Origin of the sequence: Arcicella sp. LKC2W (genome assembly GCF_034931005.1) — a bacterium.
GTDB lineage: Bacteria > Bacteroidota > Bacteroidia > Cytophagales > Spirosomataceae > Arcicella.
The window spans coordinates 252,753-267,426 of record NZ_JAYGIN010000004.1 but is presented as its reverse complement, the minus strand read 5'-3'; the positions used below and the strand labels follow the sequence as shown (position 1 = coordinate 267,426).

Below are 14,674 nucleotides of genomic sequence, written 5' to 3'. Positions count from 1 at the left end.
TCAAAGAATAATTTCTATTTTTACGATATAAATAAATCTATAACCAAACCACTTCGGCACGAAATTTGTCTGTAAATAATTCAAAATAAGAATGTTATCTATTTTAAATGAAATTATCAAACAATTTTGACCGCTATCAAAATCAATATGAAAAAGTTAAATCAATTCATGATATTACAATGGCTAATTTTCTTGCCATTAATTCTTCCTTTGAGTATTGCTTCAGGAGCATTGCAGGGCATTAAGCACGCCTTTTTAGGATTAGTTGACCAAATAAGAAACGATATTTCATCGCCTCTTATTCATGAAGATAATCAAGATTTTTTTGCTTAAAATCATCAGGGTCAAGTTCTAAGAATTCTTCCCAAAAAGGATTTGGAGGAACAGCACCTTTACAAATTATTGGTTCTTTCTTGACTGGATGAATAAAATATATACGTCTGGCATGAAGATTAATACTCGCATCAGCATTTGGTCTATCAAAACCATACTTCAAATCGCCACGAATAGGGGAACCAATCGTGGCGAGTTGAACTCTAATTTGATGTGGTCTTCCCGTTAGTAATTCAATTTCCAAAAGAAAATACTTATTAATTTCGCCTAATACTTTATAGTTTAGTTCAGCTTTTTGAGAACCTTTTACTTCTTCTTCATAAGCTGTCACTACATTTTTAGACTCATCCTTGATTAACCAGTGTGTTAATTTTCCTTTCAATTCTTTCGGTCTTCGTCTAACAACCGCCCAATACGTTTTCTTAATGTCTCTTTTACGAAACAATTCCATCATTCTTTCCAGTCCTTTTGAGGTACGTGCAAAAACCACAAGTCCACTTACAGGGCGGTCAAGTCGATGAACAGGGTGAAGAAATACATCTCCAGGTTTCCCATATTCTTTTTTGATATAATCTTTAACTGCATCGGTAAGAGTACGGTCGCCCGTAGAATCTCCTTGTACCAAAATACCAGCTCTTTTGTTTACCACAATGATGTGGTTATCTTCGTAAACTACGTGAAAATCTTTCATTTTTTCGGAGTCATAAGGCATAAGTCTTTGTGTCAAAAATGATAGAAAATAAAATATTTATTCCCAAAACACTTTCGATTTATGACTTACGACTAATTTTAATAACTTTCTTTTTCGCTTGGGAAATCAACAGATTTCACATCTTTAACATATTGAGAAATTGCCTCGTTCATTATACCGTCTAAGTCGGCATATCTACGGAGGAATCTCGGTTTAAACTCTTTATTGATGCCCAACATATCATGAACGACCAGAATTTGTCCATCAGCATCAGCACCTGCACCAATCCCGACGGTAGGAATAGTGATACTTTGGGACACCTTTTTGGTTAATTCAGAAGGAATCTTTTCTAATACAACACCAAAAGCACCCACTTCGTCCAACATTTTGGCATCTTCCAACAATTTTTTTGCTTCCTCTTCTTCTTTGGCTCTGACAGTATAAGTTCCGAATTTATAAATTGACTGTGGAGTAAGCCCCAAATGCCCCATTACAGGTATTCCAGCACTTAAAACTCGCACTATCGACTCTTTAATCTCAGAACCACCTTCCATTTTTACTGCATGCCCACCCGACTCCTTCATGATTCTAATCGCAGAACGTAAAGCCTCAGTGGAGTTTCCTTGATAAGAACCAAAAGGAATATCTACCACAACTAAAGCTCTTTTTACCGCTTTCACTACCGAAGCAGCATGATAAATCATTTGGTCAAGGGTAATTGGAAGTGTTGTTTCATGCCCTGCCATAACATTGGAAGCCGAATCTCCTACAAGAATTAAATCAACCCCAGCAGCATCAACAATACGAGCCATTGAATAGTCATAAGCAGTAAGGCAAGAAATCTTCTCTCCCCTATTTTTCATTTCTTGCAAAATATGCGTCGTAACTCGCTTAATTTCAGTATGTACAGACATGAATTTTTTATTTATAATTAAAAAAGAAGATAATTGATAGGCAAAAATATGTTTGGTATTATATAAAAACACTTTGAGTTTACGGTATTTACATATCGAGGTTCTTATAGTATATTTGTGCAACAATAAAATTATCACAAAATTAAGATTAATAGTGCGGAATAACGCTTAAAAGCCGAGTATATCACGTTTTTTTGTGAAAAAAATATGAATTTTCGCATTTTACCACTTGTTTTTTTAGAAAAAGCGTTACTTTTACTCACAAGAATTGTCAAACTACTAAATTAGTCCGTCGCAAAACTTTATCATTTTATCAAAATTAAGTAAATATGACACAGATTTTTTCAGGAAATAGTCTTTTGCAGAAAACTACAAAAAGGCTAACTATGGGGCTACTGACCTGCCTTAGTATAGGTCATTTAGCATCAGCCCAAGACTTGAAGACTAAACCTACAATCGTTAGCTCTTTAACCGATAATGGAATCACTACTACTACCTATTCAAATGGACAGGTTGTAAAAACCGTAGCTGATGGTTATTATCTTGATTCAGCATTTTATAAAAACAGTAATGTTTTGCGTTCAACTAAACCAAAAAGTTATTGGAAAATCACAGACCGTGTTGGCGTTGCAATTCCTTTCTGTAAAGAAGGCGAAGACAAGACAATGTTTTTAAAACCTGGAGCCTATAACTCTCTATCGGTTAACCGTTTTTGGGGTATTTTTGGTTTAGGATTAATGGGAGGTTATCAAAACTTTGGCGTTAGTGATGACTACAAAGGTGCTGAAGGGCAAATTGCTAAGAATGTCACTACGATGAACTTAACAAGAGCCAATAGTGATAGAATTACGCCAAGTTCGTTAAAATATGATAAACAAGGCGATTATGAAGATTTTTACTTGTTAATTGGTCCTGCATTAGCCTTACCATTAAGTAAAAAAATCAATTTAGATGTAGATTTAAAAGGAGGTTTATTTAATACTTCTGCCCCAAGATTTGGAGCAACTATTCCAGGCCCTGCTTCTTCTGGTGCTGACGAAGTTATTTTCCGTACTACACCATCCGCTTCAAAAAATCAATTAGGTGGTTTATTAAGTGTAGATATCCTTTATAACTTCGCTAAAAATTGGGCTATTGGCGTAAATGGTCAAGGTTTCTTAACAAGCACTCCATTTACAACAATAGGAGCTGATGTTGCTCCTGGGTCTTTAAAAGTTTTATCTAAAGAAGCAACTCGTACTCACGGTGGTTGTAATTTCGGTTTAGCTCTTTCTCACACATTTGGAGAGAAAACAGGAAATACGATTTATTCATTATTACCTCCTCCTCCAGCACCAGTTGTTTGTGCTATTCCTACGTTACAAGGAGAAAACGGAATGATGTATGACAATGGGTCAACGACAATTCCTTCTTTCCGTTGGAAAAGCACTTCAGCTACTCCAGAGAATGAAGAGTATATCTTCAAACTTTACAAAGCTGACGGTTCAGGAACTCCAATCTATCAACAAACTACTAAAAATGCTAACTTGAGCTTACCAGCAAACGTTTCATTAGTTAATGGAGATGATTGTAGTTTTTACTACTACACTGTTCAGTCAAGTGTAGAAGGCAAATGTTTGTCAGAAGCATCAGCAGCAAGTTTCGGTTACAGAGCGAAGCCAGTTGTTCAGAATATCGTTGCAAAACCAGTTGAAGACCAATATATGTTCAAAATCTTTGGTGGCTCAACAGCAACTAAATACTTTGGAGGAACTTCAGCTTACAAACCACGTCGTAAAGCTCGCAAGGCTACATCTACAGTTGCTCCAGCAAAATCAGCTGATGCGGTTGCAGTTGCTAAACCAAAACGTTTAGTTCCAAGACGTAAGAAATCAGTATCAGGTGTTACAGGTGTAAAAACATACAGTTCAACAGTTAACTACGAGAACGTTGCTACAAATCCAAATATCTCATGGCCTAAGGATCTTCCTCTTCCTAAAAACCCATCAGTATATGAATATGAAGTACAACGTTTAAATGCAGGAGATTGTAAACCAACTGGTACAGTGGCTAAATATAAATTCTATATTGACCCTAAAAAACCTGAAGATATTCGTATCATTCCTGACAAACCTAAAAAATAATTTTTTTTAGATTATGGATAAAATAAAAGTCCTCTTGATGAATATCGAGAGGACTTTTATTTTATCCGTGACACAACCTTTTCATTCATTTTTACGTCTTAGAATGGATTGGTTAATTAATATTAGATTGAACAGCAAACTATTTCGATAATCACCTCGTATATAATTACAGAATAAAAGATAATATAAATAGCTTATGGAGACTGCTAAAAGCCCTTAGAATCTTTCTTTGGGCTTTTTTTGTATCAATACTTTTTCTCTGCCTAAACTGATTTTCAAATTGATTAGGTAACTCCCACAAAATAACATGAATTAGGGAAAACGCTCTCTCAGTTTTCTTATCGCTACTATTACACTCAACATTGGAGCAGCGGTAAAACAAAAATCCTCTGTTAGTTAAAACAGAGGATTTAATCAAAATTCTTTTGGAATTAATTATCCTTTAAGAGCTGACTGTACTTCATCTTGAAGTACAATTTCTTCTTTGAATGTATAAGCGCCAGTTACTGGGCTTTTCACAGCTTTGATAATTTTAGCGTATTTTACACCACCTTCTTTTTTCAGGGTTGCAACTACCTTCTTTGCCATTTTTTTATAATAAGTTATGAAGTTTACAATCTTAAATCTATATGATGAGAAAACTCATGGCATATTAGTTCTTAATTGCTAACTCCTAAGTGGATTACTTAATTTCTTTGTGTACTGTTACTTTCTTCAAGAAAGGATTGTATTTTTTGAACTCTAAACGAGCCGTAGTATTTTTACGATTCTTTTTGGTAATGTAACGAGACATTCCTGGAACTCCTGATGTTTTTTGTTCAGTACATTCCAAAATTACTTGGATTCTATTGCCTTTCTTAGCCATTGCTTTATGATAAAATTATGCGTTAATCGTTGTGACGTAAATGAAGCAATCATCATTGTTATCAACTGATTATAAGTTACTTATGAATAAGCAACAACCAATAACGATTAGCTATTTCCCAAACAGGACTGCAAAGGTAGTAAATCTTTGAGTTTTAGGCAAATATGTCATAAAAAGTTTTCGTTTTTTTTTAGTTATCTAAGAAATAGATTATTCGACAGAACAAGAACTACTAATAATTACGATAACTTACTTATAATCAAATAGTTGTGTTTCCCTATTGAGGAAGCTATTTTCCACCAACTACTATCTCAAATAAGGATTCAATGTCTAAATACTTATTTGCAGCCTCCAAAAGCATAATATCTGAAATTTGTTGAATATTAGGAATATAATTTTGATAGAAATCTAAAGGAAGATTTTCTGAAAATATCACTTTGTATCGGTCTGCAATATCAAAAGGAGTATTTAGTGACCCTGCAAATGAACCTACCATATAATTCTTTACTGTTTCCAGCTCATTACCAGATATTAATTCTGTTTGCAGAATTTTAATTTCCTTATGTATTTCATCAATTGTTTGTTGAGTAAATTCTCTTTTCACATCTGTACCAATCACAAAATAACCTGCTTGGCCAAATAAGGCTAAATTAGATGAAATCCCATAAGTGAAGCCTTTCTCTTCACGGATATTTTTCATCAGCCTCGAACCAAAATATCCACCCAAAGTTTCGTTTAGCAATAACATAGTAAAAAAATCTGGATGTTTACGAGTCATAAACTGCTTACCCATTCGAATGGATGATTGCATCGCTCCTTCTTTCTCTATTAATACATTTTCTCCTTTACTAAATAGGGTGGCTGAAAGCTCTTTTGAGGCAGGCATTTGCCCTAAACTAACATTTCCAAAGTATTGCTCTATTAATGAAATTTCGGTGTCTCCAATATTACCAGATAGAAATATTTTAAAGGGTTTTCCTTTCCAAAAATCCAGATAAAAGTTCTTCAGCAAATCTTGATTAATTCCTTGAATTGCCTCTTCGGTTATTGAGTTTCCGTAAGGATGTTTATCTCCAAAAATCTTTTTACGAAATGTTTTATTAGCAATAAACGCTGTTTTACCTGAATTTACTTGTAATGTTTGTTGTTGAATCTTCTTTAGTGTTTCTAATTCACTTTCAGGAAAAACAGCATCACTTAATAATTCTTGTACCATCGGCAGTAATGCAGAAAGATGTTTTTTTAATCCATATACAGTAAAACTCGCTCGGTCTAAGCCTTGCCCAGTCTCAGTAAACGAGCCAAATTTGTCAAAATATTCACTAATTGCTGCCGAACTATACCTTGTTGTACCTTCGGTAATCATTTTAGCTGTAAACAAAGAAACACCATTTTGTGGTTCTTGTAAATTACCTGCATCAAAACTAAACTCTATTTTAACTACTGGCTGCTCTCCTACATTTATCACATATAACGGAATACCATTTGATAACGTAATTGCTTTTACGGAAGGAATATTTATACTTTGGATGGTCTGAAAATCAGGGCTTATTGTTCTATCTAACATATTTTAAGTTGGTATTTATGTGCAACAAAGTCACGAAGCTATATTTTCTATATGGTTACAAACAAAAATGACACTTCCGAAGAAATGTCATTTTAAATAATCTATATTAGTTCGGATTGTATATTCCGATAAATTCTAATTAGCAATTACTTTTGGAGCTGCATTAAAATTAGCATGTAGTGAAATTCTTAAAGTTTGAGCCAAAGGGCTTCCGCTACCTGAAGGAATCAAATAAGCGAAATCTAAACCGTATTTCTTCTCTAATTTAACACCAAAACCCGCAGTGAAGTATGGATTACCACCTTTTTCTGTACTTCTGTGGAAGTAGCCTACACGAGCAGCGAACATATCATTGTAAATATATTCACCACCTGCAGAAAGATTAACTTCTTTCAACTCTTCACCAAAACCGTCTGGAGCATCACCAAATGAACCTAAGATGCCACCAATAGCTGTACTTGATTGCTTCAATTTACCCGTTGCAGGGTCAATTGTTGGAGTTGGAACCATCAATTTATTAATATCAACGGTTAAAGTTAACTTATTATGAGCATCAATTGTATTAATTGCGGCGAAACCTGCTTTCAAGTTTGTTGGTACAAAGTTCGACTCTGAACCACCATAAGAAACTCTACCTGTAATGTTTTGAATCATTACACCCCAGTTATAGTTCCATTTTTTATCACTCTTTGAAGTATGGAATAAACCAATATCTGCTGCTACAGTTGAAGCTGGCTGAACATTAAATCCTATAGAAGAAGTTGTTGCCAAACCGCTCAATAAAGTCGAATTGATGTATTTAATGTTTACCCCTAACCCTAATTTTTCAGATAATTTACGAGAATACGAAACAGAAATTGCATATTCTTTTGAATTAAAATTACCTAAAGAACCTCCATTATTATCAGTAGCTTGAAAAAGTCCTTGGTCAAAATAATGAATCGAAGCACCAATTACTTGATTGTTTTTAATTTTCTTATAAAAACTACCATTTAATAATGCCATGTCGTTTACCAATTGACGCAACCAAGGTGTATATGATAGCGAAACGCCCATGTCTTTACCTGCGAATGGCATTTTACCTGGATTCCAGAAAATTGAATTTGCATCACCATCGCCTGCAGAAATTGCAACACCAGCATCACCCATACCTGCAGAACGAGCATCAGGAGTAATGATTAATGATGGAATAGCTGGGGTAGGAATACGAGTATCTGAAGATAGAGGTACAGTTGTCTGTGCGAAAATCGTCGCAGTTGACATGGTTAATCCAAGCATTAAAGACGCTCTAAGAGCGTTAGTAACATTTTTAATCATTGTCTTTAAGGTTAAAGTTTCTCGGAACGAGGCTTAATAACGCATTGTAAAATATCAACTAACAAAAATCCGTTGGGTATTCTCAAAAGTAATCAATAAACCTTTTCTAAGCAAAACTTACTGTTAAATTCACAATAGTAAATTATTTAACGGACACTATTTTACCACTTCCTGAGGCTTGGTAATTTGTTATTAGCGATTTTGCAAAAATACGATAAAAGTAGTTACCTGTAACAATCGGAACAGAATCTTCTGCAAGATTCCATGAAATTTTATCGAATGGACTACTTATTTGATACACATTTTTGTTGATTTGCTTTATTAATCGACCATAACTATCGTAAATTTCTATGATAATGTTAAAGTCTTCGCCTACTCTTTCATGTTCAAAACTAAAATTTGTTGTTTGGGTGAAAGGATTAGGGTAACAAAATACATTTTTGAGTAAATCATTTTCAGCACTATTTACCTCAAATTTTAACGTAGATTCTGATGAATTATTGTAATTGTCCCACACTTTTAATTTTAGCTTATGTTTTCCTTCACTTAAATTCTTAAAATTGTAACGAATAACACCTGATGAAAAATCATCTAAACTATTTATAAAGTATTGATTAACAATTACTTTTACTGTGTCATCAAGGGTCAATAATAGTTCGTGACCCAATCCATCAGTTGCAATATTTATACCGTTTTCGTCGGCTATTTTGGCAATTAAAACTGGACTATTATTAGTTGTTCCGCCATCAATAAAATTCTCATCGTTCAAGAAAAGTCTTATTTGAGGCGGTTGATTGTCGAGTAAGTTCTGATTACTTGCCCCACCCACTATTGGTTTAGACGAACCTGACGCATCAGAGGTTGCATCGGTTGTTTGAGCATATACAAATATTTTACCTTCACCATACTGATAATTTATATCTTTAGGTACTACGAATGAGCATGAAAAACTACCATTTTGAACTTTTACTTGTCCATTAAAAAGTATGTTTTGATAATCCTGATAGACAAATTTACTTCCTTGACTTCCCAATGTTTGGATACTTTTTTGTTTATCATATATGGTAATTTGAGCGATTCCATTAAAACTCGACACTTTTGTTTTCGTATCTCTTTCTACAATTTCTCCATCTAAAACTACTTTTGTCAATGCCTTCAATGTATCACCCTTAGTAGTATTTTTTCCATTAATTTTAGTAATAACCGCCTCATTTTCTGGATAATTTAACCGCATTGAAGGGTCACCCAAAAGTGTAAAATTTCTATTTATCACTCCTTGTAAACTATTGTTTTTGGTATAAACCATGACATCGCCTAAGCGTGGCATTTTCCCATTTATTGGCTTAAAAATTGATTGATAGAAAGCCTGATTAATCACATAATTGGTATTCTGAAAAACGGGGCGGGTTGTTGTCAAAAGGGCAATTGCTCCACCATTAGGGTTCAAAATAGAAAGTTCTGCTCCCGATACTTGGTTGGGGTCATCAAACCTTCCAAACTGACACGTTGCCGTTAACATCAATGGCAAAGTATTATAATTTTTCAAATTAACAATATCCCCAATAGTAAGAATTTGCTCATCTGTCAAGCCCACTTCTGACCCATGTCCATTATAGTTCATTATCAAAACACCCTCTTGGAATGCTTGAAGTGTTGCTTTTTTAGCTTCTGGTGAACTTTGTACGCTTGCTGAGGAAATTAATGGAAAAGCATCAACATAAATTTTTTCTGGCTGATAATCAAAATATTGCCTTTCAATTATTTGGGCAAATGTATTGGCGTCTTCTTGATGAATATTTCCATCGCCATTATCAGCAATAAAGGCAAGTTTACTTCTCCAATTACCAATCGTAGTCTTGTTGGAACTATAATAAATCAATTTATCTACCATATCTTCAGCCTCTTGAATACTCTTCACAGGTAAACGACCAATGCCAATTTCAAGCGTATGATTTCCGCTACTATTTTCTTCCCAAGTGCCCTCATTATTACTCAAAAAGCCAAAATAATCGTCTGATGAAAAACTATAAATTGGGTGTAACGATTCTCTGCTTTCATACGTTGGAATCAGGACTTCTTTGGTTTGGTCAGAGATTACATTTAAACGTTTTTTATAGTCGAAAGACGCATCTCCAAAAAGCAATAAGTATTTCAATTTCAAACTATTACGCTCGTACAAAGATTTTACAAAATCTCGAATGGCAGAAATATCTTGTTTTCCAGATGCAAACTCGTTGTAAATTTCTTGAGTTGATACAACCTCTACCGATAATTTATCATTTTGTCTTCTAAAATCAGCTAAACGATTTGCTTGTTTTCTTAAAGATTCAGAAGTAACAATCAGTAAATCAGGGGTTTCTAAAGGCTGTAAATTCTGATTATTAATTTTACTGAAAGATACTGGGTCTAAAAAATTGGTATTATTAAAAACGATAAAATCCTTGAGTGTTGATGTACTTACGCCAAAACTTAGCTTTTGGTTTTGTAGCGTATATAATTGATTTTGAGCCTGTGCAGGATTGCTTATATCCCAGATTTTGAAATTTATATTTGTCTCATTCAATGAAAACTTGACCGTCTGATATTGGAGACTTTCAATTGACCTAAAAATGGTTTGATTACCATATAATTTTAGGTTTCGAACCGTTTGGATGCCCAAAAAATTCAAATAACCCACACCCGAACTTAAAGATTTACGATTGTAAGTTAGACCAATTTTCAAATCTGAAGTATTTGTAAAATCAGGATTTATTGTAAAAGATTTTGAACTGAATGCACCTTTATAATCATAACGGTCTTCGCCTATTGCATTGAGAGTTATATTGCCAACAGATAGTCCATTCGCTTTTATCATAAATTCAGTTTGTCCAAAAGCAGCGGCGGCTATCGAAGCCTTAATTTTGAGTGGTGAATTAGGAATAATTCCTGTTTGATTAAATGGAAAAACTTGCTCTACATTGCCTGTAAACTCCTCTCCTACCCACTCACGTCCAGAACCTGCAAAAGGAGCTTGAGCAAGAATATTTTTACGGTCAATTTCATGAAAAACAAAATCATCAAAAGCAATAATTTCTTGCGTAGCTGATACTGAATCTTGGTCTTTAATTCTTAGTCCTTTTGTATCTGAAACCGTCAAAAAATAAAAGGTTGTATCTGAATAAATATTAAATTGATGGCTAAAAGATTTACTCAATGAATCATAATTAATGGCGTGTGGACTTTGACCATAAAACAAGATAAAATCTTGATTATCAAATTTTTCATCGGTTTCTCCTTCAACAGAAATTGCATTTTCAATTAAATCTTTGGGGCGAGTAATCATATTGGATTGGGGCAACATTCCACCACCATTACCGTAAATCTTAATATTTCGAGGGTTTATTTGAGCAATATCAAAACCCACTTTTTGTAGAAAAGAAGCATCTAATTTATAAACGCCAGAATTAATAACGCCAATTTTCACCCAATTACCTTTTGACAAAACCGAGTTTTGAGCCAAAGATTTTGAAAGAGAGCAAACAAAAAAAATGAGGATGATATATGGTAATTTTATTTTCAAGATGTTAATTTATTGCTTTGAAGAATAACGATATGAATAGACAAAAATTACTAAGAATGACGAAGAATGACGAAGATTTACACCTTCTTCACCAAAGCAGTCGAAGAAATAACGTAACGTTTTCCACTTTTGTGGTCGGTACATAAAAAACGAGTTCTCCGTAGTTCACCTTTGGTAAAAACACGTCCGTTTAGTTCAAAATTTTCTCCCGATTGCAAACTCGTAAGAACCGTCGAGTCGTCGTCAATATTGGTATCAAATTGTCTCAATGCAATCATTAATGGTCTTGCTCCTTGCGTAGTGGCAGCAGGGTTTTGCAAATAATCAACCAAAGGATTTAGGATTTGAATTGGTAAAGTTTCGAGGTTTAATAAAGGCAGAAATGTCTCTTTAAAGTAGCATTTCCATTCTTTTCCGTGTGGTTCTGGTTTATTGCCATACTTTTTAAAGGTCTGTAAATGAGCAACTTCATGGATGTAAGTTACCAAGAATGAATAAGGATTAAGGTTACTATTGACCGTAATTTGATGCCCTCGGTCACGACGGTAGCAATAATCCCCCAATTTTGATTGGCGTGGACGAGTAATTTTGAATTTGAATTGATATTCTTTCCAAAGTTTGTAGCAATATTCGGTAGTAGTTTCTGGAAAGTATTTTTGAAAAATGGCTAAGTCGTTATTCATTTTGGTTGGTATGACTTTATACAAAGATAGAAAATTCTTTGGTTTTGAGTTATTGCGGTTGGTATAGAAATTCGTTAATTTTGAAATAAAAAATATGCCCGAAATTAGTAGATTTCTCGGAATCATCATTAAAATGTTCTTTGATGACCATAATCCGCCACATTTTCATGTAGAATACAGTGAGTACAAAGCAATTATTGAAATAAGAACTGCTGAGTTAACCGAAGGATATTTACCATCAAAACAGTTAAAATTAGTTCAAGCATGGGCTATTTTACATGAGGAAGAATTATTGCAGAACTTTGAAAATTTAGGAAAAGACATCAAATCGTGGAGTAAAATCGAACCTCTACAATAAAATCATGTTACATTATATTCAGAAAATAATAAATGTTGAAGAGTATTCTGTTGTTTGTTTATTCAACACAGCGGAAGTTAGAACCATTGATTTCAAAACAATTATCGAAAAATACAAAAAAATCAATGATGGGTTAGTGAGCAAATTAGCTGATATTAATTATTTTAAAACAGTGAGTTTAGACTCCTATGGCACGCTCACTTGGGATAATGGCGTTGATTTTGACCCCGATAATCTTTATCATATTTCAAAATAAAAAAGCCTGACTATTTTTCAATAATCAGGCTTTTTATTTTATCCCATCAATTCAATTGGTTCACTGTGGTCATTCAAAAATTTGAAATCAGTAATACCAAATGAAGTATCTTGAATCAGATTTACCCAAGTTTTATACTTGAAAAACCATTTCATTCGTCTCGACGGAAAACCTTTGGTAAAGAATGCGTGCAAGAATGGATGCAAGATAATAGTTGGTTTTTTCTCGTTTTGCTTTTCCAAAATATGCTCTAAATGGTGTTCAATAATATCTGAAATAGCAATACTTGCCGTAATTTTTCCAGTTCCACCACAAGCAGGGCAATTTTCTGCCGTTATTACATTCATTTCTGGACGTACACGTTGGCGAGTAATTTGCATCAAACCAAACTTCGTCAATGGTAAAATTGTGAATTTAGAACGGTCGGATTTCATTTCTTCCTTCATGATGTCTTGAATCAGCTTTTTATTTTCAGCTTTCTTCATATCAATAAAGTCAATAACGATAATTCCGCCCATATCTCGCAATCTCAACTGACGAGCTATTTCTTTCGCTGCTTCACGGTTTACACTCAATGCAGTGGCTTCTTGGTCTTCTTCACTGTTGGATTTATTACCCGAATTGACATCAATTACGTGCAACGCCTCTGTGTGTTCAACTATCAAATAACCGCCTTGTGGTAAACTTACCGAACGTCCAAACAACATTTTTAGTTGTTTTTCGATACCCAATTGCTCAAAAACTTTCGTTTTACCTTGGTGTAACTTGACGATTTTCTCTTTTTCAGGAGCAATATTCAAGACATAATTACGAGCTTCTTGGTATAATTCGGGAGTATCAACGACAACACTATCAAAATTTTCGTTCAATAAGTCTCTCAACATTGACGTTGCCCGACTCATCTCTCCGATTATTTTATCACGGGGTTTGGCACTTTTCAGAGCTTTCATACCCGCATCCCATTTGGCAATTGATTCACGGAGGTCTTTATCCAATTCCTCCACTTCTTTGCCTTCTGCGACTGTTCTAACAATTACCCCAAAATTGGCAGGTTTAATCGACGACATCAATCTTTGCAGACGTTGGCGTTCGGTTTTTGCCGTAATTTTTTTCGAGATATTTACCCCATTTGAAAAAGGAACTAACACCGTATAACGTCCTGCAATAGAAATATCACACGACAAACGTGGTCCTTTTGTTGAAATAGGTTCTTTGACAACTTGTACTAAAATTGGTGTGTTTTTACTCAACACTTTATCAATTTTATCGTGTTTGTCAATTTCTGGCTCTAATTTGAAATTATCTAAACGTCCAGATTTTATTCTTTCAGCGATAACTTCTTTAGTAAACTTGTTTAGGGAATTAACGTTTGGTCCTAAATCGTGGTAATGAAGAAAGGCGTCTTTCTCATAACCAATGTCAATAAAGGCAGCGTTTAATCCCGTAACCATCTTCTTGACCGTTCCGAGATAAATGTCTCCAACGGAAAAGTGTGGTTCGGACTCCTCTAAGTGATACTCCACAATGCGTTTGTCTTGCAACAAAGCTATGCGGTCACCTTTGGGAGTCGAATTGATAATTAATTCGTTACTCACAGGTGAATTTAGCATTTAGATTGACAAAATGAGAAGAAATTTGCGTCGTGAGCGTTCTTAGGTAAGCCTCTAATAATCAATAAATTATAGATATGTTCGAGCCTGTTGAGAAAAGGGAAAACGATTTCTAAATCAGGAAAATTATTGACGTTGTATTCAACTATTAGCCGTCTTTATGTGCATTTTGAGAACTCATGGTTCAATGCTTACGACTCTTAATCAATAATTAATAAAATTTTGTCTATACTATTTTTCTTAGTTTGACTTTTAAATGTGGGTGACGTGCTTGGTTTATTAGCTAAAAGACGGATAATTATACAGATTTAGCATGTCAAAACATATCTCTAAAAACTGCTGACCAGTACCAATCTTTACCAAATGTCATAACCGATAATTACATAAATGCCTGATAA

The 14,674-nt window shown here is 34.2% G+C and carries 13 protein-coding genes; 4 read left to right on the top strand and 9 right to left on the bottom strand.

Features of this window, described 5'->3' with window-relative positions; translation table 11 throughout:
• The first annotated feature begins 147 nt into the window (after positions 1-147).
• Complete coding sequence (locus tag VB796_RS04700) at positions 148-333, top strand: hypothetical protein (protein ID WP_323345355.1); 186 nt, start codon at positions 148-150, stop codon at positions 331-333.
• Here VB796_RS04700 and VB796_RS04695 read toward each other — a convergent pair.
• The gene (locus VB796_RS04695; RefSeq protein ID WP_323345354.1) at positions 299-1,024 is read right to left on the bottom strand and encodes an RluA family pseudouridine synthase; all 726 of its coding nucleotides are present in this window, start codon (positions 1,022-1,024) and stop codon (positions 299-301) included. The genes VB796_RS04700 and VB796_RS04695 overlap by 35 nt on opposite strands.
• A gap of 98 nt (positions 1,025-1,122) precedes the next feature.
• Entirely contained in the window at positions 1,123-1,938 is an 816-nt protein-coding gene (panB, locus tag VB796_RS04690) for a 3-methyl-2-oxobutanoate hydroxymethyltransferase (protein WP_323345353.1), read from the bottom strand.
• A 329-nt stretch (positions 1,939-2,267) separates the two neighbouring features.
• Between panB and VB796_RS04685 the strand changes: the two genes are divergently transcribed.
• The gene (locus VB796_RS04685; RefSeq protein WP_323345352.1) at positions 2,268-4,061 is read left to right on the top strand and encodes a hypothetical protein; all 1,794 of its coding nucleotides are present in this window, start codon (positions 2,268-2,270) and stop codon (positions 4,059-4,061) included.
• Between the two features lie 435 nt (positions 4,062-4,496).
• Here VB796_RS04685 and VB796_RS04680 read toward each other — a convergent pair whose 3' ends face one another.
• The 6 genes from VB796_RS04680 to VB796_RS04655 form a co-directional block, all read right to left on the bottom strand.
• Complete coding sequence (locus VB796_RS04680) at positions 4,497-4,649, bottom strand: DUF4295 domain-containing protein (RefSeq protein WP_323345351.1); 153 nt, start codon at positions 4,647-4,649, stop codon at positions 4,497-4,499.
• A gap of 94 nt (positions 4,650-4,743) precedes the next feature.
• Positions 4,744-4,926, bottom strand: a complete 183-nt coding sequence (gene rpmG, locus VB796_RS04675) for a 50S ribosomal protein L33 (RefSeq protein WP_323345350.1) — start codon at positions 4,924-4,926, stop codon at positions 4,744-4,746.
• A gap of 289 nt (positions 4,927-5,215) precedes the next feature.
• Positions 5,216-6,493, bottom strand: a complete 1,278-nt coding sequence (locus VB796_RS04670; RefSeq protein WP_323345349.1) for a pitrilysin family protein — start codon at positions 6,491-6,493, stop codon at positions 5,216-5,218.
• Positions 6,494-6,628: 135 nt separating this feature from the next.
• Complete coding sequence (porV, locus tag VB796_RS04665) at positions 6,629-7,810, bottom strand: type IX secretion system outer membrane channel protein PorV (protein ID WP_323345348.1); 1,182 nt, start codon at positions 7,808-7,810, stop codon at positions 6,629-6,631.
• Between the two features lie 142 nt (positions 7,811-7,952).
• Positions 7,953-11,369 (bottom strand): type IX secretion system sortase PorU, encoded by a 3,417-nt coding sequence (gene porU, locus VB796_RS04660; RefSeq protein WP_323345347.1) that lies wholly within the window; start codon positions 11,367-11,369, stop codon positions 7,953-7,955.
• 77 nt (positions 11,370-11,446) lie between these two features.
• Complete coding sequence (locus tag VB796_RS04655; protein WP_323345346.1) at positions 11,447-12,052, bottom strand: SprT-like domain-containing protein; 606 nt, start codon at positions 12,050-12,052, stop codon at positions 11,447-11,449.
• Between the two features lie 94 nt (positions 12,053-12,146).
• On the opposite strand from VB796_RS04655, the gene VB796_RS04650 reads away from it, so the two are divergent.
• Positions 12,147-12,410 (top strand): DUF4160 domain-containing protein, encoded by a 264-nt coding sequence (locus VB796_RS04650; RefSeq protein ID WP_323345345.1) that lies wholly within the window; start codon positions 12,147-12,149, stop codon positions 12,408-12,410.
• 4 nt (positions 12,411-12,414) lie between these two features.
• Positions 12,415-12,666, top strand: a complete 252-nt coding sequence (locus VB796_RS04645; RefSeq protein WP_323345344.1) for a DUF2442 domain-containing protein — start codon at positions 12,415-12,417, stop codon at positions 12,664-12,666.
• Between the two features lie 38 nt (positions 12,667-12,704).
• On the opposite strand, the gene VB796_RS04640 is transcribed toward VB796_RS04645, so the two are convergent.
• Positions 12,705-14,261, bottom strand: coding sequence for an Rne/Rng family ribonuclease (locus VB796_RS04640; protein WP_323345453.1), 1,557 nt, complete (start codon positions 14,259-14,261; stop codon positions 12,705-12,707).
• Positions 14,262-14,674: the final 413 nt, after the last annotated feature.

What these genes read in the sequence shown, in the direction of transcription:
- VB796_RS04670 (WP_323345349.1), bottom strand. Translation starts at nt 6,493, where the DNA reads ATGTTAGATAGAACAATAAGCCCTGATTTTCAGACCATCCAAAGTATA.
- VB796_RS04680 (WP_323345351.1), bottom strand. Translation starts at nt 4,649, where the DNA reads ATGGCAAAGAAGGTAGTTGCAACCCTGAAAAAAGAAGGTGGTGTAAAA.
- VB796_RS04650 (WP_323345345.1), top strand. Translation starts at nt 12,147, where the DNA reads ATGCCCGAAATTAGTAGATTTCTCGGAATCATCATTAAAATGTTCTTT.
- VB796_RS04685 (WP_323345352.1), top strand. Translation starts at nt 2,268, where the DNA reads ATGACACAGATTTTTTCAGGAAATAGTCTTTTGCAGAAAACTACAAAA.
- VB796_RS04655 (WP_323345346.1), bottom strand. Translation starts at nt 12,052, where the DNA reads ATGAATAACGACTTAGCCATTTTTCAAAAATACTTTCCAGAAACTACT.
- porV (WP_323345348.1), bottom strand. Translation starts at nt 7,810, where the DNA reads ATGATTAAAAATGTTACTAACGCTCTTAGAGCGTCTTTAATGCTTGGA.
- VB796_RS04645 (WP_323345344.1), top strand. Translation starts at nt 12,415, where the DNA reads ATGTTACATTATATTCAGAAAATAATAAATGTTGAAGAGTATTCTGTT.
- VB796_RS04695 (WP_323345354.1), bottom strand. Translation starts at nt 1,024, where the DNA reads ATGAAAGATTTTCACGTAGTTTACGAAGATAACCACATCATTGTGGTA.
- panB (WP_323345353.1), bottom strand. Translation starts at nt 1,938, where the DNA reads ATGTCTGTACATACTGAAATTAAGCGAGTTACGACGCATATTTTGCAA.
- rpmG (WP_323345350.1), bottom strand. Translation starts at nt 4,926, where the DNA reads ATGGCTAAGAAAGGCAATAGAATCCAAGTAATTTTGGAATGTACTGAA.
- VB796_RS04700 (WP_323345355.1), top strand. Translation starts at nt 148, where the DNA reads ATGAAAAAGTTAAATCAATTCATGATATTACAATGGCTAATTTTCTTG.